The sequence below is a fragment of the Bosea sp. BIWAKO-01 genome (assembly GCF_001748145.1).
Classification (GTDB): domain Bacteria; phylum Pseudomonadota; class Alphaproteobacteria; order Rhizobiales; family Beijerinckiaceae; genus Allobosea.
Genome location: NZ_BCQA01000001.1, coordinates 3792522 through 3815550, shown reverse-complemented (window position 1 = coordinate 3815550; position 23029 = coordinate 3792522). Strand labels below are relative to the sequence as shown.

The window sequence follows — 23029 nt, the reverse complement described above, 5'->3', positions numbered from 1 at the left end:
CTCCTCACGCGGTGCGCTGATGCGGACGTTCTGCGATCAGGTGGCCGATAGCGGCGCCAATCTGGTCGAGTGCCACAACGCGATCAGCGGCCCCGATCTCGAATGCTGCTTTCGGCATCCCGTTTACCACACAGGTTTCGCCACTTTGAATTAACGTCTCGGCGCCGGCTTTGCGCATGGCTAACAAACCGTCTGCCCCGTCCCGGCCCATCCCGGTCAGCAGGACGCCTACCGCATGGGCACCCAGGCTACGCGCCACCGAGTGGAACATGACATCGACCGATGGCGAATGACCGCTGACCAGCGGCCCTTCCTTCAGGACGCAGACCAGTTCCCCGCGGCGCTCCTCGATCTCGAGATGGCGCAGGCCACCTGGCGCGACGACCGCCATGCCAGGCTTCAACTTGTCCCCGTCGGCCGCCTCACGGACGTCAAGCCCGGTGGCCGCCGCCAGGCGTGCCGCGAACTTTGCCGTGTAGCCTGCGGGCATGTGCTGGACCACGACCATGGGGATGCGCAGATTGGCGAGGTCCCGCATCACCACCTGCACGGCCGGCACCCCGCCGGTCGAGGCGCCGATCGCGATCAACGACGTACGCCCGCCGGGCGAGGCGGAAGCGCGCGCCGGCTCACGAACGGGAGTTGGCCTTGCCGGCGCGGCTTCGCGCGCCAGAGCGCGCGCGGCTGCAAGCATCTTTCGACTCGCCGAGGCGCGGTGAAGCGCAGCCACCAGATGCTTCATGAAGCCTTCGAGCGTATGCGTCGTGCCGTCCGGCTTCTCGATGAAGTCGATCGCGCCCAGTTCGAGCGCCTGGATGGTGTTGTCGGCGCCTGGGCCGCCGAAGGCTGAGACGATCAGCACCGGCAACGGGTCCTGCTTGAGCACGCGCGCCAGCAACTTCAGGCCGTGCCGTCCCGGCAGTTCAAGATCGAGCGTCAGCAGGTCTGGCCGCAGCTCCTGGATCGCGTCCCAACCCTCCTCCGCGCTGCCGGCGACGCCGATCACCTTGAAGCCGGGGGCAGAGTCGATGATCTGCGTCATGAGCTTCTGCATCAGGACGGAATCGTCGACGACGAGGACAGTGACGGGTTTGGCCGATGGTGTTTGGTTCAGGGTCATGTGAAGATCTCGACATCACCTGCGACAGGCTGGGTCTTAAGTCGGTTGAGATAGGCCACTTCCTGCTCGTGCTCGCTGCTGCGGACGCTCGGCTGCACATGCTGCACCCAGGCCCGTCCTGTGGAAGGCTGGTAGTGGATTCGCCGCGAGCGTGTGCCGCCGACATCCTTGGAGACGATGGGAATGCCTTCCCGGTTGAGGAAGTCGAGCACGAAGGCAATGTTGCCGTCGCCTATGGCGAGCATGGTTGCTCCCGACAGGACCCGTGCCCCGCCAAAAACCTTGGCTTCAAGATGATTTCGTTTGCCACCGCGCTTGAGCAGGCCGTTGATGAGAACTTCCATCGCGGTGTCGCCATAACGCTCGCCGGCGCTGGCATCGTTGCCACCGTTGTTCTTCGGCAACAGGAAATGATTCAGCCCGCCGACCCCTGCCTGCGGATCGCGCATGCAGACCGAGATGCAGGACCCCAGCACAGTCGCGACGATCTCGTCCTTCGCCGAGGTGATCTCGTGCTCGCCTGGCGCGACGGTGATGATCGTCGCCTCGAAACGGGGGTCGAAATAGCGCCGAGAGGACCGCGTGATACTCATGGAGTTCTCTCGTAGATCGTGCGGCCGATCAGCCTGAGCTGCGGGTGAGGTTGCGGTAGCGACTCGGAGTGACCGAGATAGAGGAAGCCTCCCGGCGCGAGCAGATCGACGAAGCGGTCGAGGATCGTGGCCTTGGTCCGGGTATCGAAATAGATGAAGACGTTTCGGCAGAAGATCGCGTCGAATGGGCCACGCATCGGCCAGTTTTCGATGAGATTGAGCCGCTTGAAGGCGATCAGCCGGCGCAGGTCATCGCTGATCCGCGCCTCTCCTCGCGCTGCCTGCCCGTCCAGGCGCAGCAGCGGCCTGACATCAGCCGGCAGACGCTCGAACAGCTCCGCTGGATAGATGCCGGCTTCCGCCCGGTTGAGGATGTCGGTGTCGATATCAGTCGCCAGAATGCGGAAATCGAGATCGCTGCGTGAGCCGATGACATCGCGCGAGACAGCCGCGATGCTGTAGGGCTCCTCGCCGGAGGAGCAGGCAGAGGACCAGATCCGGATACGTCCGCGCCGGCCACCGCGTTCCTGAACCAGCCGCGGCAGCACATCGCGGCGCAGATGGTCGAAATGATGCCGCTCACGGAAGAAGGCGGTGTGATTGGTGGTAACCGCGTTGATCAGCTCGGGGATCTCGTCCTGCGCGCCGGGCGTCTTCAGGAAGGAGCAGTACTCCGCAACCGAGCCCATTCCCAGCGCCTTGACGCGCCGGGAGAGGCGGCCACGCGTCATCGCTTCCTTGTGTTCGCGGATGACGATGCCGGCATGCTCGTAGACGAGCTTCGAGATGAAGCCCATGTCCTCACGTGTCAGTGTGGCTTCGGGAAGACCTTGAGGCGCGAGCATTACTGTGAACCTGACAACATCGAACTAGAACTCGGCCCAATCATCGACGCGACCATTGGCGATGCGGCGCGGCGCGGGACGGACCGCCGGGGCTTTCGTCGGATCCGGCCGACGCGGCTCCGGGCGGCGGACCGCCGGCGCGACACGCGCCTGCTCGACGAGCGCGGCAGCCGCAAGTCGCTGCAATCGGGCTGGCTCGGTCTGCGCAGCATGAACCGACGGCGCAGCAAACCCTTCCTCGATGCGGAAGACGGCAACAAGCTGTTTCAGCCTGTCGATTTCCGCCATCAGTTCATGTGCAGATGACGCACTCTGCTCCGCCAGAGCCGAGTTCTGCTGGGTCATCTCGTCCATATGGGCGACGGTCTGGCTCATTTCCTCGATGCCATGCGCCTGCTCGGCGGTCGCGGAAGAGATCTCCGCGACGGTCGCAGAGACCTTGCTCGCAGCCGCCACGATCCGCTCCAGGGCTTCACCGGTGCTGCGCACGAAGCGCACGCCCTCGCCGACCTGCTCGTTGGAGGTCGCGATGAGACCCTTGATATCCCGCGCAGCCTGAGCCGAACGCTGTGCCAGGGCGCGCACTTCGGAGGCCACGACGGCAAACCCCTTGCCGGCATCACCGGCCCGCGCAGCCTCGACCGCCGCGTTGAGCGCCAGCAGATTGGTCTGGAACGCAATACCGTCGATCACGGAGACGATCTCCGAGATGCGAACGGAGGACGTCTCGATCCGTTCGATGGCGCCAACAGCCTGCGACACGACAACCCTGCCGTCATTGGCCACATTCATGGCCTCTCCGGCCAGTTGGGTCGCCTCGCGGGAGCGGGCCGCGCTCTGCTTGACGGAGGCTGCCAGTTCCTCGGTTGTCGCAGCCGTCTCCTCGAGATTGCCGGCTGTCGCTTCAGTCCGCCTGGCAAGGTCGCCTGCGCCGGAATTGATCTCGATCGCGGCTCGCGAAACATTGCCCGCCGTCAGTTGGATGGTCGAGACGGTCTGGCCGAGATGGGTTAGTGCTCCGTTCAGGCTGCGCTTCAGCTCTGCGAGGCCGCCGCGATAGTCCCCCTCCATGCGGTGGCTCAGGTCGCCCTCAGCCAGTCCACCGAGCACGCTCGAAAATTCGCCGACCGCTCCTTCCACCAGCGTATTGATCTGATTCAGGCCCTCGGCAATGCGAGCCATCGCCTCCGGCTTGCCCGCGAGTGGAATACGGCGGGAGAAGTCACCCTCGACAGCCGCCGAGACGACATCCGCAACCTCGTTGGCGGCGGCAAGTTCGTCGGTCAGTTCCAGCCATTCGACGGCGGTGCCGAGACGCTCGCCATTGGCATGCAGGACAGGGCTCAGCGACAGCGAAATGGTCCGCCGGCCGAGCGCGTAGCGGACCGCGCGGACCCCGCCGACATCATGCCGCCCGAACACCGGATCGCCGTATACGGCATCCATGACCCGGCCAAGCATGTCCTTGGCCGAGCAGCCGGGGAAGGCCGTGCGAAAATCCTCCTGGGCCTCGGCAAAGAACTTCAGCAGCGACTTGTTGACGTAGACGACGCGGTTCTGCCGATCGCAAACCATGACATTGGTGCGGCAGTCATCGAGCGCGGCACGGATACGCGCGGCTTCGACCCCGGTCTCGTGAATACTCTTCAGGGCGCGGGCGAGGTCGCCGATCTCGTCGCCACGGGCGAGGCCCGGAATCGCGGCGTTCTCGCCCTGGGCCAACAGGCCAACCGCGTCGCGCATCTCGACGATGGGACGGTAGATCGAGCGCGCCGCAAACCAGCCGACGGCCGCGATCGCGGCCAGCGAAACGGCGCTGATCCCCAGCATCTGCGGAATGGCCGATCGCACGGCACCGTCGATATCGGCGGCGCTCAGCCCGAGCTGCGCAAGGTCATTCAGCCGCCCCCAGGCGACATGGTAGGCGGCAGCGCCGATGGCGCCGCCCGAAACGAAGGCCGCGCCGAGAAACATCAGCGGCAACCGTACCGAGAGTCTCGAAAGGGAACCGGCGAAGCTGCCCATGTTCTTGTCGTGTCTTTCTTGGCACGTTGGCCTTCCCCGGCTCAGTCATCTGGCGCGTTGCCGCGTCAGATGATGATCAAGCCGCCCGGGTCGTCCGAGCGAGAGGGGTTTCGGCCCCGCCTTCGCGGATCACGGCCGCGAGGTCGAGCAGGGCGACGATCTCGGTGTCGAGCAGCACGAGGCCTTCGATCAGACCATGCTCGTCACGCTCCAGATCCGGCGCCGGGCGAACCGCGCTGACCGGAACATCGACGATGTCGGAGACCGAGTCGACCAGCAGGCCGGCGGTCTTGTCCTCGACATCGACGACGACGATGACATGGGTTGCCGTGGCATCGGTGACACCGAGACCGATCGAGGTGCGCAGGTCGTAGACCGCGAGAATGACGCCGCGCAGATTGAGTACGCCGCGCACATGCGGAGCCGCATGCGGCAGGGGCGTGGTCACCTGCCAGCCCTTGATTTCGCGAACCATGCCGACATCGATGCCGAAGGTCCGATCACCGACGCGGAAGGTAACGATACGGCGCACGGCTGATTCAGGCTGCGCCGACGAGAAGTGCTTTTCGCCGAGTTGAAGGGTCATGATCATCCAGCCATTTTCAGTTCGGGAACGGGTTGCCGGCCGCCGGTCGCGGCCAGTCTCAGCATCGAATCGACATCGAGGATCAGGGCGACGAGGCCGTCGCCAAGGATGGTCGCGGCGGATGCGCCGTTGACCGCGCCGTAATTCGCCTCGAGGCTCTTCACGACGACCTGCTGCTGGCCGACGATCTCGTCGACCGCAATTCCGACGTTACCGCCGCGCTCGGTTTCGGCGATGATGATGATGTTCTCGTCGCGCTGCCCGGACGAGCCCATCACGGCGCCGAGCCGGTAGAGCGGCGTGACCTCACCGCGCCAGCGCAGGACTTCCTGGCCGAAGGTGAGATGCTCGATCGGCGTATTGGCGAGATGCTGGGTCTCGATCACGCTCGCGATCGGGATGACGTAGCGATCGTCGCCGCAGCGGATCACCATGCCCTCGAGCACCGCGAGCGTCAGCGGCAATGCCAGGGTGAACTTGCAACCGCGGCCGGGCTCGGAATCGACGCTGATGCGCCCGCCGAGCGACTCGACATTGCGCCGCACCACATCCATGCCGACGCCTCGGCCCGAGATGTCGCTGACGGCCTCCGCGGTCGAAAGCCCAGCGGCGAAGATCAACTGGTCGATCTCCTCGGGCGCGAGTTTTTCATCGGGGCCGACGAGGCCACGCGAACGGGCCTTGCCGAGCAGCTTCTCGCGATTGATGCCGCGCCCATCATCGGTGACGGAAATCACGATGCGCCCGGCCCGATGCTCAGCGGTGAGCTGGATCGTCCCCTCCGGCCCCTTGCCCGCTGCCCCGCGTTCTTCCGGCGTCTCCAGGCCATGATCCATCGAATTGCGGATCATATGGGTCAGCGGATCGGCGAGCTCTTCGATGATCGTCTTGTCGACCTCGGTGTTCTCGCCTTCGAGCACCAGGCGCACTTCCTTGCCGAGCGTCTGTGCAAGCTCGCGGACGAGGCGCGGCATGCGCTGGAACACGGCCTTCACCGGCTGCGCGCGCACCGCCATGACATGATCCTGCAGCTCGCGCGTCTGGCGCGACAGCGTCAGGATGCCCTCGGCGGTCTTGGCATAGACGTCGTAGGGCAGCGAGCGTACGCATTCGACCAGCATGGACTGGGTAATGACGATCTCGCCGACGAGATTCATCAGTTTGTCGATGCGGTCGAGGTCGACACGAACGCTGACGGCCTGGCGTTGGCGGGCCGCAGGAGCATCATTGGCAGGCGCACGCAGCGCAGGACGCGGCGCGGGCGGAGCCACGGCGTCGACTGGGGTGGGGGTCGGTGCAGGAGCCTGGACCGGAGCAGGTTCCGGCGCAGCGACCGGAGCAGGCCCGAGCTTCGCCAGGATTGCCGAGAGATCGGCAGCAACCGACTGCGGCACCTCCGCATCGACGGCAGCGACTGGCGCGAACGAAGCCACATCGTCATTGGCCGGCTCGGGCATTGCCTCGATCTCGAACTCCTCGGTCGCGAGGGTGAAATCGAACTTGCCGTGCAGCTCTTCGACCGACATCTGCGTGCGCAGGTTCACGGCAAAGCGCATCCAGCAATCGGTGACGTCGAGTTCCTCCAGCGACGGCACGTGGCTCAGGTCGCAGGAGACGGAAACGATGTCCTCTGACGGCAGGGCCGCCAGCACGACGCGAGGTTCGATCACGCGGCGGAAGAGGTCGCGGTCCGGCGTGATCCGCAGGCAGATCTCGCTACCGGCCTTCACCGGCTCGGCCGGAGCAAGCGCAGCGACCGGCTCGTCGTCCCAGCCGTCATCGACCGGCTTCACTGGCGCGGCGGACTTCGCCTCGACCATCGCAAGCAGGTTGCCGAGCGCGGCGATGCCGGGCGGGGCGTCATCGCTCGCAGGCGCCGGAACCGAGGGCACTGGAGGTGCGGATACGGCAGCGGCTGGAGCTGCCGCGACGGGTTCAGCCTGTCCGACACGTTCCAGTGCTTCGAGCAGATCCGGACGCGGGCGGGCCGGCTCGTCATTGCGCGCGGCCGAGACCAGATCGGCAACGGCATCCGAGCAGCGCAGAAACAGTCCGAAAGGAGCGTCCTCGATCGCGACACGCCCCGAACGCAAATGATCGAGCGACGCCTCGAAGACATGGGCGAAGGCGACGAGCTCCGTGCAACCGAAGGCCCCTGCCCCGCCCTTGATCGAATGGATCGCGCGAAATGCGGCGTTGACGTCCTCGGGCTCGCGTGAGCCCTCATCAAGCGCCTGAAGCTTTTGCTCCAGAGCGCCGAGAAGCTCTTCGCATTCCTGGAAGAACGTTTGTTTGAGTTCCGCTAACGGATCCATCAGCCAGCCTTAGTTCTGATAGCGAGCAACGAGGCCGAGCAGCGTGTTGGGCTCGAACGGCTTGACCATCCAGGCGCTGGCGCCGGCACGCCGGCCCTCCGCCTTGATCTCGGCGCCGTTTTCCGTCGTCAGCACGATGATCGGCGTATTCTGGCCGGCCGGCCGGGCACGGCAGGCGCGCGTAAACTCGATTCCGTCCATCAACGGCATGTTGAGGTCGGTGATCACCAGATCGGGCTGGAACTGCTCGAACTTGACGAGGCCGTCCTCGCCGTTCTCCGCTTCCGCCACCTCATGTCCGGCATTGCGAAGCGTCAGGCTGAGCAGACTGAGCAGGGTCTTTGTATCGTCGATGGCCAGGATTCGCATCGATATCACTCCAGGACGAGAGCGCTTTGGGCAGGATCGAAGCCGATCGCCTGCAGGGACTTGCGGCACTCTTCCGAGGCCGCCTTGAGAGTGACGCTGAGCCCCTTTGCCTGCGCGCTGGTCGCGGCGGCATGGAGCAGCTGAATCCAGAGGCTGGGCAGGGGGCCAGCTCCAGCGCATTCGACGGCGATGCTCTCCTTCTGCTCCAGCGCGACGAGCAGCTGATTGCGGAAGGCTGCCGCCTCGGAACGACCGAGAAAGGCTGGAAGCGAGACGGTGATGACCACGGCGGCGGGACCCATTATTGGCGGATGGAAGATCACGCCAGATTGGTAAAAATTTCGCTAATCGGCGGCACCCCGGCGTCAACGCTTTGGGCGTTTCCGAGGCAGATGCGTTCAGAACATGGCATTGCTGATGGCGCGAGGAACGAGCGAGATGCTGCCGTTCTGCTCCTTGTACTTGCGCGGGATGTTGATGATCCCGGACAGGTGCAGCCAGAGCGCGTTGGGCGAAATCGGCTTGGTGATGATCTCGTGCGCCCCGAGCTTGGCCGCCTGCACGACCGAGCGGCGGTCGGGGCGTTCCATCATCACCAGAACCGGAGCCTTGGCGAAGGGCGAAGTCTTGAACGAACGGATCGATGCCAGGCATTTGACGCTGCCGGAATCGGGCAGGTCCCAGTCCAGGACCACGATGTTCGGCTGCTTTTGAATGAACATCGTTGCGGCCGAGGACAAATCCGCTGCCTCGAAGATGCGGTGGAGCGACGCCTGATAGAGCATGGTCCGGACGATGCGCCGGTAATGCGCGCTGCTATCGATCAGCAGGACCGAGAGATTGGGAAAAGACGGCGCGATATGCATGACGCTGGACCGGACACTCACTCAACCCGACGCGCCATCCTGGCGCTACGCGTAGTCTTGCCTGCAGGAACGCTCACAGGCCGTTAATGCGGTCGCCTCAAACGCTGAGACCGAAACGGAATCCGCCCCAATGGCGCCCCTTGACCCAGATCGGCGCGGAGAGGTCCTCCATGACGAGAAACTGGCCGCCGCCCATGTCGCGCCGATAGGTCTGCAGCAGGAAAGGTTTCTGGTTGCGGGCAGCCGCCAACCCGGTGCGATCCGCGAAGAGGCGGCGGTTCCGGCAATTCGCATTGTTCCAGATCGGATCCCGTCCCTGCGCCTGCGAGTATTTGCGGTTATGGGTCGGCAGAAAGCCGTTCCGATCGACGGCCGCGCAGAAAACGACGCGCCTGTTTGCGGCCAGCAGCCTTTCCTGGAGCGGCGGCAGCAGACGATCGGTCAACGCGACGAAACGCGTCATATGCTGCAGAGGATCCGAGCCGCCGATCGGACGATAGGTCTCGTCGAAGAGATCGACCATCGTGACTTCGCCTTGTGCCACGGCGTCCTCGAAGAGCCCGGAAATGGCTTGCGCCGCCTCCATGGCGGTGGCGATCAGTTCCGACTGCGCGGTGCGCACGCCGGAAGCCGCAATCGAGCCGAGGATCGCCTCGCTGATCGAGACGAGCGAAGCCGCCCGGCCCGACGCGAGATCGAGGTTGCCGCTCGACTGGTCGACACCGGCGACGAGTGCCTTGAGATCCTCGCCTACCTTGGCGAAGGCGATGGCATTCTCACGCGTCGGATTCGAGATCGCATCGATATCGCCGATCAGCCCGACGACCGAGCGACCGAAAATGTCGAGTTCGCCGACTTGCCGGGATATTCCCCTGCTCTCCTCGCTCGCGCGGCGGGCTACCGCTGCATTCTCGACGCTGCGGCGGGCAAGCTGATTGACCGTTTCCACAAGCGCGTCGAGCTGTCGGGTGCTGAGCGCGGTCGCCTCACGCGTCTGCTCGGAGAGTTGCTTCACCGCCGCAGCGATGACGGCAAACCCGCGCCCCGCCGAACCACTCCGCGCCGCCTCGACACCGGCATTGATCGAGAGCAGTTGGATCTCGCGCGTGATCGTCTGGATGGCGTCACTCGCCTCACGAACCTTGTGGGCATTGGCGACCGCCTCGGCAAGCGCAGCCGAAATCGATTCGGCCCCCTGGCTCAGCGTCTCGATATCGCTCTGGGCAGCCTTCAGCCCATGCCGAACCGCTCCAGTGACACGTTCCAGGCCACTCTTGACGACAGAAGCCGCCTTCTGAGCGTCTTCCGCCGAACTCTGGATCGAGCGATTGGAACGCGAAACCTGCTCGACGGACGCAACGACGCGGTGCAGCCCTTCGGCCTGGCCTTCGAGCTGGCGTGTGACATCGCCGATGCGGCCGGAAATATCCGTGATCTCGATCCCGAGCTTGCCGAAGCGCTCCGCGATCTCGCCAATGGCGCGGGCGGCCGCAGTCCCATTGAGCACATCCTCATTGGCCGTCTCCGGCAGCTTGAGCGCCTGTGCTTGCATGGCGAGATGTATCCGCGACCAGAGGAAGCCTCGCTTACCCTAGGCAAAACACGGTAAATCGCGCGTTAACGGCCAGTTCGGCCGTTAACCTTCCCTCCGCGTACCGATCACGCCCTGTCACAGGCGAGGCGGACATCGCCGAAATCGCGCAGCGGAGGGCGTTGCTGCGAACAGCGCTCCACGGCACTTGCACAGCGCGGGTGAAACGCGCAGCCGCTCGGCGGTGCAATCGGGCTCGGCACCTCGCCCGACATCGGCTTGCGCTCCCGGTTCGGCCTCTCGACATCGGGAATCGTGTCGAGCAGCAGCCGCGTATAGGGATGGCGCGGCAGGTTGAAGACCTCATCGGCGGGGCCGGCCTCGACGAAGCGGCCGAGATACATGATCGCCAGATGGTCGGACATGTGCCGAACCACCGAGAGATTATGGCTGATGAAGAGATAGGTCAGGCCGAACTCGGCCTGCAGCCTCACCATGAGATTGAGGATCTGTGCCTGCACGGAGACGTCGAGTGCCGAGGTCGGCTCGTCGCAGACCAGGAAGTCGGCCTCGGTCGCCAGTGCACGGGCGATCGAGATGCGCTGCCGCTGGCCGCCGGAGAATTCATGCGGGAAACGCCGGGCGTCGGCGCGAGACAGCCCGACGATCTCGAGCAGATCGCCGACGCGTTCCGTCACCTGGGCGTCATCGCTCCGCAGCTTCAGCTCGCGGATCGGCTCGGCAATGATGTCGCCGACGCGCCAGCGCGGATTCAGGCTGGCATAGGGATCCTGGAAAATCATCTGAACGCGTGGCGGACCGAAGCTGCCATCGAGGCGGCGGATATCGGCAAAGCGCAAGCTGCCCTCGGTCGGGCGCTGCAGCCCGACGATCATGCGTGCCAGCGTCGATTTCCCGCAACCGGACTCGCCGACGATGCTGAAAGTGGTGCCACGCTGGACCGTGAACGAGATATCCTCGACCGCCCTCAACACACGGCGCGGCTCATGCGAAGCCAGACGGGACAGCCAGGGCGCCGAGACGTCGAAGCGGCAGGACGCCGCCTTCACCTCGAGAATGGTTTCGGTTTCAGCCATGAACCAGCTCACGCAAGGGGAAGTGGCAGGCGGCGATATGGAGCCCCGCGCCCAGCGAAGGCCGCTCGTCGCGGCAGCGGTCGCGGCAAGAACCGCACCGCGGATTGAAGGCGCAGCCCTTCGGAATGGCGTTCAGCCGCGGCATCGCGCCGTCGATCTGGTTGAGATGGCGATGGCGCTCATGCACGCTCGGGATCGAAGCCATCAGCCCGGCCGTATAGGGATGGCTGGGGTGGCGTGTCACATCCTTCACAGGACCGACCTCGACGACCCGTCCGGCATACATCACCGCGACCCTGTCTGCAGTCTCGGCGATCACGCCCATGTCGTGTGTCACCAGCATGATCGCTGTGCCATGCTCGCGGCAGAGCCGCTTGAGCAGGCTCATGATCTGCGCCTGGATCGAAACGTCGAGCGCCGTCGTTGGCTCGTCCGCGATGATCAGCTTGGGTTCGGCGCAGAGAGCCAGCGCGATCACCACGCGCTGGCGCATGCCGCCTGAGAACTGATGCGGATAATGGTCGATCCGCGTTTCGGCGGCGGGAATGCCGACCTCCTTGAGAAGATGGAGCGCCCGTGCCCGCGCTTCGCCACGGCTGACCGGCAGATGCGCCAGGATCGTCTCGACAATCTGATCCCCGACCCGGAGCAGTGGATGGAGCGAGGTCAGCGGATCCTGGAAGATCGCGCCGATCTCCTTGCCCCGCACCAGGCGCATCGCCTCGGCTGGGAGATTGTCGATGCGCCGGCCGTTGAGATGGATGCTGCCACCTGCAACCCGGCCGGGCGGATCGAGCAGGCCGATCACCGCCGTGCCGGTCAGGGATTTGCCCGCCCCCGACTCGCCGACAACGCCAAGGATCTCGCCTGGCGCGATCTCGAGCGAGACGCCGTCGAGCGCCGTCAGCGGGCCATGTCGGCCGTCGAAGACGACCTTGAGGTCCCGCACCGAGAGTAGCGACTGGGGCACGGCCATGGCGGTCATGTTCTCTCCTCCCCACGTTCGACCGGATAGCTTGACGAGAAGATCTCTGAAGCTGGAGGATGGCCATGTGTCCGGCGCGGGTACTGCGCCATCACGCCCTCGAACTGTTCCTGCGCGCGCCGCTTGTCGGCGGCTTCATCGACGCCCGGGATCTCGCGGTCCTCCATGACGAAACGGCCGTCGATGATCACCGTCGCGAAATCGCGACCGTGTCCGGCGAGCAGCATGGTCTGGATCGGATCGATGACCTGGCCGAGATGTGGCCGGTCGAGATCGAAGACCGTGATATCGGCCCGCGCGCCAGATTGGAGCCTGCCGAGATCGGGACGGCCAAGCGCATCGGCACCGCCAATCGTCGCCGCATCGTAATAGTCTTCACTGCGCACGCCGGCCGCACTGCCGGCCATGGTGCGGGCGAGGATCATGCCGACCTGCATGTTCATGATCATGTCCGGCGGGCTTGTATCGGTGCCAAGACCGAGGTTCAGGCCCATCTCGCGATAGCGCCCGAAATGATCGATGGCATTGCCATGGCGTCCGGAAACCAGAGGACAATGCACGATCGTCGAGCCGGCATCGCGGATGATCTCGAGATCGCGGCCGGGCCGGGAGATGAACCTGCTGCCGGAGACATAGGTTCCGTGAGGCAACAGCGTCCGCTCGGTCAGAAAGCCGAGCTTCTCCAGCCATTCCGGCGGGCTCATGCCGTGCTGCGCCAGCACGAGATCGTATTCGATCTTCGACTGGCAGCAATGCAGCCGCACCGGCACGCCGAGCGCCCGGCCGGCTTCCGCCGTGCGCCAGAGCAGTTCGGCGGTCGAGGTCTCGATCCGATCCGGTGCGAGCATGGTGCGGATGAGTCCGCCGGCAGCGCCTTCGAAGCGCTCGCAAAAGGCGATTGCCGCGGCAAGTTCGGCCAGGCCGCGCGGCTCGTCATAGGCCGTCGTGATCCTGCCATCGGCCTCGACCACCTGGTTCCCGGTGCGGTAGGCCGGGCCGAGATAGGCGCGCAGGCCGAGTTTCGCCGCAGCTTCGGCCGCGTCGGAGAACTCTTCCGGCGTCTCGCCCCATTGACGGTAGAACAGCGAGGCGATCGGCAGCGCCGTGGTGATGCCGTTGCGGATCAACGTCGCGAAGGCATGGTGCTTCTGGAAGGCAAGCTCTTCGCGCGAATACATCTCGACCGGGCCGGCCTCGATGTAGGAACGCGGCCAGACACGCCCCTTCTTCCAGGCCGGTTGGTTGTCATAGGCCAGGATGGTGGTGTCGAGATCGGAAAGCGCGTCGAGATCGACGAACCCGGGTCCAATCAGTGCGTTGCCGTAATCGATCCGGCGCACGACCTCGCCGGGGAAGCGGTGGCCAATGAAGACCACCTCGCCATTCTCGAAGACGATCTCGCCATTCTCGATCAGCCGGTGCCGCCCGTCGCGGTGGCCGACGAGCCAGCGCGCGGTCAGCAGGATCCTGCCCTTGGGGTGCGGCGCGGTTTGCAGCATCAGGGTGCGCTCTTGATCGAGACGCCGTCGCGCGCGACGATCTTGCCGCTCTTGACGACACGACGCTTCGGCGAGCGGGTCACGATCGCCTCGGCCAGCGTCGCGCCGGGCACGAGCACGAGATCGGCCCGGCAGCCCTGGTTCAGCCCGTAACCGTCGAGCTCCATCACCTTCGCCCCCTCGATGGTGCAGACATCGAGCGCGATCCGGAGTTCATCGTCCCGCCGGAAGTTGTTGCGCAGGCCGACGAACATGGCGCGCTCCAGCATGTCGGCATTGCCGTACGGGCCCCAGGTGTCGCGGATGCCGTCGGAGCCGGAGCAGACCCGGATGCCGGCATCGATCAGCCGCTTCACCGGAGGGGCCGGCCGGCTCGCCGGCGCCGTCGTCATGATGGCAATATCGAGCTCGGCGAGCTGGGCGATCAGCGGATCGATGAGCGCCGGGTCCGGCGTGCCGAGGCAGAAGGCATGGCTGATCGTGACCTTGCCCTTCATGCCGAGCGCCCGCGTACGCTCTATGATCATGTCCATCGAGAAGGCGCCGACCTCACCCGGCTCGTGCAGGTGGATGTCGAGCGGCTTGCCATAGCGCTCGCAGAGCGCAAACACGGCGTCGAGATGGCCCTTGGGATCACGGTCGATGGTACAGGGGTCGAGGCCGCCGACCACTTCCGCACCGAGCTTCATGGCCTCGTCCATCAGCTCCAGCGTGCCCGGCCGGCGCAGCATGCCGGACTGCGGGAAGGCGACGATCTCGACGTCGATGATGTCGCGATAATCGTCGCGCATCTTCATCACGCCCTCGACGCCCCACATGCCGTGGTCGGTATCGATGTCGATATGGCTGCGGATATGGGTCGAACCCATCAGCGAGGACTGGATGCTCTGGCGGGCCGATTGCTGATAGGGATCGATGCCGAGCCGACGCTTGTTCAGGCGCTCATTGTCGATCTTGTCGAGAAGCCTCGGACCAACCTCGTTCTTGTACCAGGGCAGGCCCCAGAGGCTCTTGTCGAGATGAGTGTGAGCCTCGACCAGACCCGGCAGCAGGATCTCGTTGCGGCCATCCTCGACCGCGACGCCGGCCGGAGCGGCAAGCTCGGGCCCGAGGCGGACAATCCGCCCCTTCTCGATCAGGATATCGGTCGCCTCGCCGCCAAACGGGCGGACATTGCGCAGCAGGAGATCGGTAGCCATCGTTTCCTCGTCTGTTTCTTGTCAGCGGAGTTTCGGATTCAGCGCATCGCGCAGCCAGTCGCCGAGCAGGTTGACCGAGAGCACGATCAGCCCGAGCTGCAGTGACGGGAAGACGACCAGCCACCAGGAGCCGGAGAAGAGGTACTGGTTGCCGATGCGGATCAGCGTGCCGAGCGAAGGCTGGGTGATCGGCATCCCGACGCCCAGGAAGGACAGGGTCGCTTCCGACAGGATTGCCAGACCGAGATTGAGCGTCGCGGCGACCATCACCGGCGTCAGGGTGTTCGGCAGGATGTGGCGGCGCATGATACGCGCCGGCGCGACCTTGATGATGCGCGCGGCGAGCACGTATTCCTTGCGCCGTTCGACCATGGTGGAGGCGCGCACGGTGCGCGCGTACTGCACCCAGTTGGTCAGCGAGATCGAGACCACCAGCACCACCGCAGCGAAAGGCTCACGCAGGCCGGGTGGCAGCAACTCGCGGAAGATAGCGCTGACGAGGATCGCCATCAGCAGCGTCGGGATCGAGAGAACGGTATCGCCGAGGCGCATCAGGAGGTTGTCGATGCGACCGCCATAGAAGCCCGAGACCAGCCCGACCGTGACGCCGAGCCCCATCGAGACGATCACCGCTGCGATGCCGATCAGCAGCGAGACCCGCGTACCGTAAAGAATGGCCGACAGCACATCGCGTCCCTGCGGGTCCGTGCCGAGCAGGAACGGCCACTCCCCGCCGGCCTGCCAGATCGGTGGGATCTCGGCCTTGTCGATGAAGACCTGAGCGAGATCATGCGGGTTCTGCGGCGCGATCAGGGGCGCGAGAAACGCGGTCGCGATCAGCAGCACCAGCACCAGCGTCGAAAGCCAGGCGGCGGGAGTGCGGCAGAAGCTCCAGCCGATATCGCTGTCGAGGAAGCGGCGCAGGCGGCTGGGCTTGGCAGTGGCATCAGCGGGCATTGGCGGCTCCCGAAATCGCATCTTCGCGCAGCCTTGGATCGACATAGGCATAGAGCAGGTCGACCAGCGCGTTCAGTGACACGAAGATGAAGGAGACGACGATCAGATAGGCCGCCATCACCGGGATATCGACGAAGGTCACGGCCTGGACGAAGAGCATGCCCATGCCCGGCCATTGGAAGACAGTTTCGGTCACCAGCGCGAAGGCGATCAGGTTGCCGATCTGCAGGCCGGTCACCGTGATCACCGGCATCAGGCAGTTGCGCAGCGCATGGCGGAAATTCACCGCGCGAGCCGGCAGGCCCCTCGCCCGGGCGAAGCGGATGAAGTCGGTGCGCATCGTCTCCAGCATCTCGGCCCGCACCAGCCGCATCACCAGCGTGATCTGGAAGAGCGAGAGCGTGATGCCCGGCAGGATCAGCGCGCGCCTGCCGGACGGCGTCAGGAAACCTGTGCTCCACCAGCCGATCTGCACCACCTCGCCGCGGCCGAAGGCCGGCAGCCATTGCAGCGTCACCGAGAAGAGCAGGATGAACAGGATGCCGAGCGCAAAGCTTGGCAGGGAGACGCCGAGCACAGAGACGAATTGCAGCGACTTGGCGAGCAGGCTGTCACGCCTGATCGCCGTGTAGACGCCGAGCGGAATCCCGACTGCGAGCGACAGGAAGGTCGCCACCAGCACCAGTTCGAAAGTGGCCGGGAAGCGCTCCGTGATCAGCGTGAAGACATCCTGCTGATTGCGATAGGAGATGCCGAAATCGCCGCGCGCGGCGTTGCCGACAAAGGTCGCAAATTGCAAGACGAAGCCCCGGTCGAGACCGAGCCGCACGCGCAACTCGTCACGCTGCGCCTGGCTCGCCTGTTCATTCAGCATCAACTCCACGGGGTCGCCGACGAAGCGGAAGATCAGGAAGGCGAGGAAGGCGACGGCGAGCATCACGCCAGCCGCGTTCAGCAGTCGTTTCAGCAGGAAAGCCGGCATCGTCCCCTCCGGTCACAATGGGCCGGGCGCGCCTGAACGCTCCCGGCCGGTCGATGCGGTTCAGCTCACTTCAGCGTGGTCAGCCACAGGCGCGGCTTGTTGTCGGAGGCCTGCACGGTCGAGGCCACTGTGTTGCGCATCGCCCAGGCCATCGGCTGCTGATGCAGCGGGATGAAGAGATGTTCGGCCTTGGCGATCTTGAGCGCCTCCATCATCATCGGGATGCGCTTGCTGTTGTCGAGTTCGACGCCGGCCTTGTCGATCAGCGCATCGATGCGCGGATCGCCCCAGTTGCCCCAGTTGAACACGCCGCCCGTGCCGCTCTTCGAGCGCAGCACCTGCACCAGCAACGAGTAGGCGTCGATCATCGGCTCATTGGCCCAGCCGAAGGAGATCACGTCGAAATCGCCCTTGACGCGTTTCGGTGTCTGCTGGCTGCGCGGGGCGAGGCTGAGATTGGGCTTCAGGCCAGCGCGCGACCACATCGAAGCGACCGCCTGGCAGAACTCCTCCTCGTTGACCAGGCTGTCGGACTGGCAATTGAACTGGAAGGAGAAGCCGTTGGGATAACCGGCGGCCGCCAGCAGCTTCTTGGCCCCCTCGAGATCGAAGGGCAGGCGCACATCCTGGGACGACTCGTAGCCGGGGATCGCCGGAGCGACCAGCGCGCCGGTATTGCGCGAGAGGCCGCGCATGGCCCGCTTCTGGACGGCATCGATGTCGATCGCGCGATAGAGCGCCTCACGGACCCGGATATCCTTGAGGGGGTTCTTGTCCTTCACATCGCTCTCGAACAGCGCATCCTTGAGATTAAGGGCGAAGAAGACCGAGCGCAGTTCGTTGGTCTGCAGAACCTTGACGTCGGGCGAAGCCGCGAGCCGCGGCAGATCCTGCAGGGGCGCGACATTGGTGAAGTCGATCTCGCCGGAGAGCAGCGCGGCGACACGGGTCGAGGCCGAGGTGATCGGCGTGAACTCGATGACGTCGATATTGTGCTGCGGCTTGTCCCACCAGGTCGGGTTCTTGACGAAGATCGTCTTGGCGTCGGCGCGGCGACTCTCGACCTTGAACGGGCCGGTGCCGTTGGTGTTATCGGTTGCGTAGCCCTTGATGCCCTTGCCGGAATCGGTCGGGAGCGAGGTGTTGTTCGCCTCCATCCACTCCTTGTCGAAGATGAAGATGTTGGTGAGATCGTTCAGCAGCAGCGGGTACGGGCCATTGACCTCGATCTCGACGGTATAGTCGTCGATCTTCTTGGCGCTCTTGTAGGCCGGCAGATTGCCCTTGAGCGGCGAGGTGTCATGCGTGACGCGGTCGAGCGAGGCGATCACGTCATCGGCGGTGAAGGGATTGCCATTGTGGAACTTCACACCCTGACGCAGCTTGAAGCGCCAGACCGTGGGGGAGACCGTCTCCCATGTTTCCGCCAGGGCCGGCTCGATCTTGAGGTCGCCGGTGTAGCGCACCAGCCCCTCATAGACATGATTGAGCACGGAGAGCGTGAACGTCTCGCCGTAGGAATAGGGGTCGAGCGAGGCGATCTCGCGCGACGCGCCCCATTTCAGGGTCTTCGCCTCGGCGGCGCCATTCAGCGCCAGAGCCGCGACGGCCGCCAACAACCAGTGCTTCTTCATCGATCTCTCCTCTCGATGAACCTGCGGCGCATCTTTGGCGCTCGGTCAGGCTCGCTGCCCCTCGTGAATGCCCAATCCCGCGCCACCCTGGCACTTTGTGCGGCATCTCGTGCGCAATCAACAATCAATATTGCATACGATAGAGATATCGTATTGTATACGATTATCGCAGACAAGGGGAAACTGGAGTGGAGCGAGAACCCGTGACATGGAGTGAGGCTGAGACGGCCGAGCCAGAGCGGAGACGCACCATGCCGACGGAACCCCGCCCTCATGGATTGCGTGCGCAATCCGTGTACAAGGCGCTGCGACGCGCGATCATCGAGCAGGCCCTGCGGCCTGGCATGAAGCTTCCCGAAGACTCGATCGGCGAACAGCTCGGCGTCAGCCGCACCCTGGTGCGCGAGGCCTTCGGGCGGCTCGCCGTCGAAGGCCTGGTCGAGCTCAAGCCCAATCGCGGCGCCTCGGTCGCCTATCCGACCCTGGAAGAAGCCCGCGACGTCTTCGACGTCCGCCGCAGCCTCGAACGGTTGGTCGCCGAGACCCTTGCCGGCCGGCTGACCCCGGCACAGATCACCGAACTGGAGCACCACGTCCGGCAGGAGGAAGCCGCGCACGGCCAGGACGGTCCGGAATCGATCCGGCTCTCCGGCGATTTCCACATCCGGCTCGCCGAGATGACGGGCAACGTCCTGCTGCTGCGCTATATTCAGGAGCTGAGCTCGCGCTGCTCGCTGGTTCTGGCGATCTATGGTCGTCCGCATTCATCGGAATGCGCCGTCTCCGAGCACCGGCAGTTGATCGAGGCGCTGAAGCGCGGCGATGCGAAGCAGGCCGCCGAACTGATGGATCATCACCTGCAGGCCGTCGTCACGCGCGCCCTGCTCACTCCCCGGGCGGAGCGCGACATCCGCGACCTGCTCGCCCCCTACGCATTGAGCGAAGGACTGACTCCCCCATGACCGCTCAGCCGCGCGTCCAGCCCAAGTCCGACACCCAACCCTCGATCGTCACCTTCGATTTCGCGTCGCTCACGCCGCGCGAGCGCTACAAACTCCTGATCGGCGCGGTCGTGCCACGCCCGATCGCGCTGGTGACGACGGTCGATGCGCAGGGCGTCGTCAACGCCGCTCCGTTCAGCTTCTTCAACTGCCTCTCGGCCGATCCTGCGATCCTGGCCCTTGGCGTCGAGTATCGCCCGACAGGCGGCCAGAAGGATACCGGTCGCAATGTCCGCGATACCCTCGCCTTCACCGTGAACATCGTCTCTGACGCGCTCATTGCCGGCATGAATGTCTGCGCGGTGCCTTTCGCGCCCGGCATCGACGAATTGCGCGAAGCGGGGCTCGACGCCCTTCCGGGCGTCAAGGTGCCCTGCCCCTGGATCGGCCAGGCGCCCGCCGCCTTCGAATGTCGCCACCACACCACGCTTGGCATCGGCAACTCCCGCGAGATCATCCTGGGCGAAGTCGTTTACGCCCATTTCCGGGCCGACATCGTCGACGAACGGCTCCATGTCGACCCGGTCGGGCTCGACGCCATCGGCCGCATGGGCGGTCACGGCTACGCCACCACACGCGACTATTTCGACCTGCCCACGATGTCGGTCGACACCTGGACCCAGCGCCCGGAAGAGGCGAATCGGCGCACGTCGCTGAAGGACTGAACATCCGATTGCAGGCTTGCGGAACGATCCGCTGACGTGGAGGTTGAACAAGGCGCCGGCCCGGGCGCGGCCTCCAGGCGTTGCATGACTCTCGATCAATCGCTCTCCATCGCCGTCATCACCATGATGATGGCGCTCTTCGTCTGGGGCCGCCTCCGTTATGATGTCGTCGCAGCGCTGGCACTACTCGCCGCGCTGGCCGTCGGCCTCGTACCGGCCAAGGATGCCTTCAAGGGCTTTTCCGACGATATCGTCATCATTGTCGGCAGCGCGCTCGTGGTCAGCGCGGCGGTCGCGCGCTCCGGCATCATCGAGCGCGCGCTCAGCCATGTCGCGCCCTATGTCCGCTCGACACAGATGCAGATCTCGCTGCTCGTGTTCTCCGTCGCGGTGATGTCGGCGATCATCAAGAATATCGGTGCACTCGCGATGATGTTGCCGATCGCCTACCAGCTCGCCCGGAAGGGTGGAAAATCGCCATCCATCTTCCTGATGCCGATGGCCTTCGCCTCGCTGCTCGGCGGCATTGTCACGCTGGTCGGCACCTCGCCGAACATCATCGTCGCCCGCGTCCGCGAGGAACTGACCGGCCGCCCCTTCGAGATGTTCGACTTTGCGCCGGTCGGCCTCGGCCTGGCGCTCGCCGGCTGCCTGTTTCTCTGCGTGGGCTACCGCCTGCTGCCGCGCGACCGGCAAGGCGCAGCCTCGCTCGAACAGGCGCTCGACATCTCCGACTATGTCACCGAGGTTCAAGTCCCCCAGCGGCCGGCAAGACCATCTCCGAGCTCAAGGCCATTGCGGAGGGCGAGGTCGATGTCGTCGCCATCCTGCGCTCCAAGACGCGGCTGTCCGCCCCCTTCCCGGATGCAGGCCTGCGTCCCGGCGATATCCTGTTGCTACGCGGCGAGCCCAAGGCGCTCGAGCGCGTGGTCGCGCAGGGCGGCCTCCAACTCGATGCCGACCAGCGCCCGACCCATAGCACGGGCGCGCTCGATCAGATCACGGTGAGCGAGGCGATCGTCGGCCCCGTCTCGTTGCTGACGGGACGCTCCGTTGGCGAAATCGAGCTTCACGAGCGCTATCGCGTCAATCTGCTCGCGGTGAGCCGATCCGGCGAGCGCTTCCGGGAACGCCTGCGCAACATCACCCTGCGCACCGGCGATGTCGTCGTCCTCCAGGGAGACGAGAAAATCCTGCCGGAGCGAATGCGCGAACTGGGACTGATGCCGCTCGCAGAACGCGCGCTGACGCTCGGCAGCGCCCGCAGGGGCTGGGTTACCGGCGCGATCCTGCTTGCGACCGTGATCGCGATCGCCTTCAGCCTCGTCCCGGTTTCGGTCGCGTTCTTCGCGGCAGCCGCGCTGCTCGTCACCTTCCGGGCGATCTCACCGCGCGACGCTTATGATTCGATCGAGTGGCCCATCCTCGTCATGCTGGCGGCCCTGATCCCGGTAAGCGACACCTTGCGCTCGACCGGAACCACGGATCTGCTCGCCGGCTGGCTCGCGAGTGTCGGCATACATCTTCCCGGCTGGGGTGCGGTGGCGCTGATTCTCGTCTCCGCTATGGCGGTCACGCCCTTCCTGAACAACGCTGCGACAGTGCTGGTCATGGCCCCGATCGGCGCGAGCTTTGCGAAGAGCCTCGGTTACAGCCCCGATGCCTTCCTGATGGCGGTGGCGATCGGTGCGGCCTGCGACTTCCTCACGCCGATCGGCCACCAGTGCAACACGCTGGTGATGGGGCCGGGAGGGTATCGTTTCGGCGACTACGCCCGGCTTGGCGCGCCGCTGTCGCTGCTGGTGATCCTGCTCGGCGTGCCGCTGATCATGCTGGTCTGGCCGCTACGATAGGGCCTTGGCCTCGCGCCGCCGCTGCGGCAGCATGATCGTCCCGGATGCGGCGACCACCAGCACGAGGCCGAGCCAGTCGCTCGGCGTCGGTCGCTCGCCGAGCAGCAGCACGGAACCCAGCACGCCGACGGCCGGCACCATCAGCGTGCCAAGGCTGGCAATGCCCGCGGGCAGCCGCGCGATCACCGTGAACCACAGGAAATAGGCCAGCGCCTGTGCTCCCAGGATATGGAAGGTCAGCGCGGCGAAGGTCCGCGCCTCCAGCATCTTGGGAACGGGCAAGCCCTCGAAGACCAGCATGCCGATGCCGGCGACGACACCGCCGATCAGCAGTTGCCAGGCGGCGATGGTCAGTGCCGGTGCCGAAACCGGCCAGCGCTTGGTGACGATCGTGCCCAGGGCCCAGCTCACGCTGGCGATCAGCGCGTAAAGCAGGCCGATGGAGAACGAGCCGCTGGCGAGCAATGGCAGGCCGAGGCACAGCAATCCCGCGGCGCCGAGGCCGAGGCCGAGCAGGCGCCTTTCGTCAAAGGGCTCGGCAAGGACGAACCGTGCGAGCAAAGTCGCCCAGATCGGCATGGTGAAGGTCAGGATCGCCGCCCGCGAAGTCGGCGCGGCGAGCTGTGCGAAGGCAAGCAATACGTTGAAGGCGGCAATCGAAAGGAAACCGGCAATCGCCAGCCTCAACCATTGGCCTCTGGGCACTGACAGAGAGTGCCCGCGTGCGAGTCCGATGGCGACCAGAGCCAGCCCCGCAAAGCTCATGCCGCCGGCCCGGAGCGTCCAGGGCGCGATCTCGGTCAGCGAGATGCGGACAGCCGGCCAGTTGAAGCCCCAGAGCAGGCCGAGCAGCGGAACGAGCAGAAGCGAACGACCAGGGCTTTGCGACATGGTGTGACTATGGCCG

Annotated in this window: 20 protein-coding genes and 1 pseudogene; 3 read left to right on the top strand and 18 right to left on the bottom strand. The window is 65.2% G+C overall.

Annotated elements, in window-relative coordinates; translation table 11 throughout:
* Nucleotides 1–4 precede the first annotated feature (4 nt).
* From cheB to BIWAKO_RS17660, 17 genes are all read right to left on the bottom strand, one after another.
* Nucleotides 5–1120, bottom strand: coding sequence for a chemotaxis-specific protein-glutamate methyltransferase CheB (gene cheB, locus BIWAKO_RS17740; protein WP_069879777.1), 1116 nt, complete (start codon nt 1118–1120; stop codon nt 5–7).
* The gene (locus tag BIWAKO_RS17735; RefSeq protein WP_069879776.1) at nt 1117–1713 is read right to left on the bottom strand and encodes a hypothetical protein; all 597 of its coding nucleotides are present in this window, start codon (nt 1711–1713) and stop codon (nt 1117–1119) included. Before BIWAKO_RS17735 ends, cheB begins: the two co-directional genes overlap by 4 nt.
* Entirely contained in the window at nt 1710–2558 is an 849-nt protein-coding gene (locus BIWAKO_RS17730; RefSeq protein ID WP_069879775.1) for a CheR family methyltransferase, read from the bottom strand. The genes BIWAKO_RS17735 and BIWAKO_RS17730 overlap by 4 nt, the downstream gene beginning before the upstream one ends.
* 24 nt (nt 2559–2582) lie before the next feature.
* Nucleotides 2583–4583 (bottom strand): methyl-accepting chemotaxis protein, encoded by a 2001-nt coding sequence (locus tag BIWAKO_RS17725; RefSeq protein WP_084651527.1) that lies wholly within the window; start codon nt 4581–4583, stop codon nt 2583–2585.
* Nucleotides 4584–4659: 76 nt separating this feature from the next.
* The gene (locus tag BIWAKO_RS17720; RefSeq protein WP_069882586.1) at nt 4660–5169 is read right to left on the bottom strand and encodes a chemotaxis protein CheW; all 510 of its coding nucleotides are present in this window, start codon (nt 5167–5169) and stop codon (nt 4660–4662) included.
* A 2-nt stretch (nt 5170–5171) separates the two neighbouring features.
* The gene (locus tag BIWAKO_RS17715; RefSeq protein ID WP_069879773.1) at nt 5172–7484 is read right to left on the bottom strand and encodes a chemotaxis protein CheA; all 2313 of its coding nucleotides are present in this window, start codon (nt 7482–7484) and stop codon (nt 5172–5174) included.
* Between the two features lie 9 nt (nt 7485–7493).
* Nucleotides 7494–7853 carry a response regulator gene (locus BIWAKO_RS17710; protein WP_069879772.1) on the bottom strand — a complete coding sequence of 120 codons (360 nt, stop codon included), beginning with the start codon at nt 7851–7853 and terminating at the stop codon, nt 7494–7496.
* 5 nt (nt 7854–7858) lie between these two features.
* Complete coding sequence (locus BIWAKO_RS17705) at nt 7859–8155, bottom strand: STAS domain-containing protein (protein WP_069879771.1); 297 nt, start codon at nt 8153–8155, stop codon at nt 7859–7861.
* A gap of 96 nt (nt 8156–8251) precedes the next feature.
* Nucleotides 8252–8740, bottom strand: a complete 489-nt coding sequence (locus BIWAKO_RS17700; RefSeq protein WP_141740141.1) for a response regulator — start codon at nt 8738–8740, stop codon at nt 8252–8254.
* A gap of 76 nt (nt 8741–8816) precedes the next feature.
* Nucleotides 8817–10271, bottom strand: a complete 1455-nt coding sequence (locus BIWAKO_RS17695) for a methyl-accepting chemotaxis protein (RefSeq protein WP_084651523.1) — start codon at nt 10269–10271, stop codon at nt 8817–8819.
* Nucleotides 10272–10378: 107 nt separating this feature from the next.
* Nucleotides 10379–11347, bottom strand: coding sequence for an ABC transporter ATP-binding protein (locus BIWAKO_RS17690; protein ID WP_069879770.1), 969 nt, complete (start codon nt 11345–11347; stop codon nt 10379–10381).
* Nucleotides 11340–12317, bottom strand: a complete 978-nt coding sequence (locus BIWAKO_RS17685) for an ABC transporter ATP-binding protein (RefSeq protein WP_201788703.1) — start codon at nt 12315–12317, stop codon at nt 11340–11342. The genes BIWAKO_RS17690 and BIWAKO_RS17685 overlap by 8 nt, the downstream gene beginning before the upstream one ends.
* 11 nt (nt 12318–12328) lie before the next feature.
* Nucleotides 12329–13831, bottom strand: a complete 1503-nt coding sequence (locus BIWAKO_RS17680; RefSeq protein WP_069879768.1) for an amidohydrolase family protein — start codon at nt 13829–13831, stop codon at nt 12329–12331.
* Nucleotides 13831–15030: an amidohydrolase family protein gene (locus BIWAKO_RS17675; RefSeq protein WP_069879767.1), complete on the bottom strand. Its 1200-nt coding sequence runs from the start codon at nt 15028–15030 to the stop codon at nt 13831–13833. Before BIWAKO_RS17675 ends, BIWAKO_RS17680 begins: the two co-directional genes overlap by 1 nt.
* Nucleotides 15031–15051: 21 nt before the next feature.
* Nucleotides 15052–15987 (bottom strand): ABC transporter permease, encoded by a 936-nt coding sequence (locus tag BIWAKO_RS17670; protein ID WP_141740140.1) that lies wholly within the window; start codon nt 15985–15987, stop codon nt 15052–15054.
* Nucleotides 15977–16969, bottom strand: a complete 993-nt coding sequence (locus BIWAKO_RS17665; protein WP_069879765.1) for an ABC transporter permease — start codon at nt 16967–16969, stop codon at nt 15977–15979. The genes BIWAKO_RS17670 and BIWAKO_RS17665 overlap by 11 nt, the downstream gene beginning before the upstream one ends.
* 65 nt (nt 16970–17034) lie before the next feature.
* Nucleotides 17035–18603 carry an ABC transporter substrate-binding protein gene (locus tag BIWAKO_RS17660; protein WP_069879764.1) on the bottom strand — a complete coding sequence of 523 codons (1569 nt, stop codon included), beginning with the start codon at nt 18601–18603 and terminating at the stop codon, nt 17035–17037.
* Nucleotides 18604–18854: 251 nt separating this feature from the next.
* On the opposite strand from BIWAKO_RS17660, the gene BIWAKO_RS17655 reads away from it, so the two are divergent.
* The 3 genes and pseudogenes from BIWAKO_RS17655 to BIWAKO_RS17645 all read left to right on the top strand — a co-directional run bounded on the left by BIWAKO_RS17655 (nt 18855) and on the right by BIWAKO_RS17645 (nt 22122).
* Nucleotides 18855–19565 (top strand): GntR family transcriptional regulator, encoded by a 711-nt coding sequence (locus BIWAKO_RS17655; protein WP_052513480.1) that lies wholly within the window; start codon nt 18855–18857, stop codon nt 19563–19565.
* Nucleotides 19562–20269, top strand: a complete 708-nt coding sequence (locus tag BIWAKO_RS17650; RefSeq protein ID WP_201788634.1) for a flavin reductase family protein — start codon at nt 19562–19564, stop codon at nt 20267–20269. Before BIWAKO_RS17655 ends, BIWAKO_RS17650 begins: the two co-directional genes overlap by 4 nt.
* Nucleotides 20270–20353: 84 nt before the next feature.
* Nucleotides 20354–22122 (top strand): annotated as a pseudogene (locus tag BIWAKO_RS17645) (SLC13 family permease).
* Here the strand turns inward: BIWAKO_RS17645 and BIWAKO_RS17640 are convergent.
* Entirely contained in the window at nt 22114–23013 is a 900-nt protein-coding gene (locus BIWAKO_RS17640; protein ID WP_069879763.1) for a DMT family transporter, read from the bottom strand. The pseudogene BIWAKO_RS17645 and the gene BIWAKO_RS17640 sit on opposite strands and share 9 nt — an antisense overlap.
* Between the last annotated feature and the right edge of the window lie 16 nt (nt 23014–23029).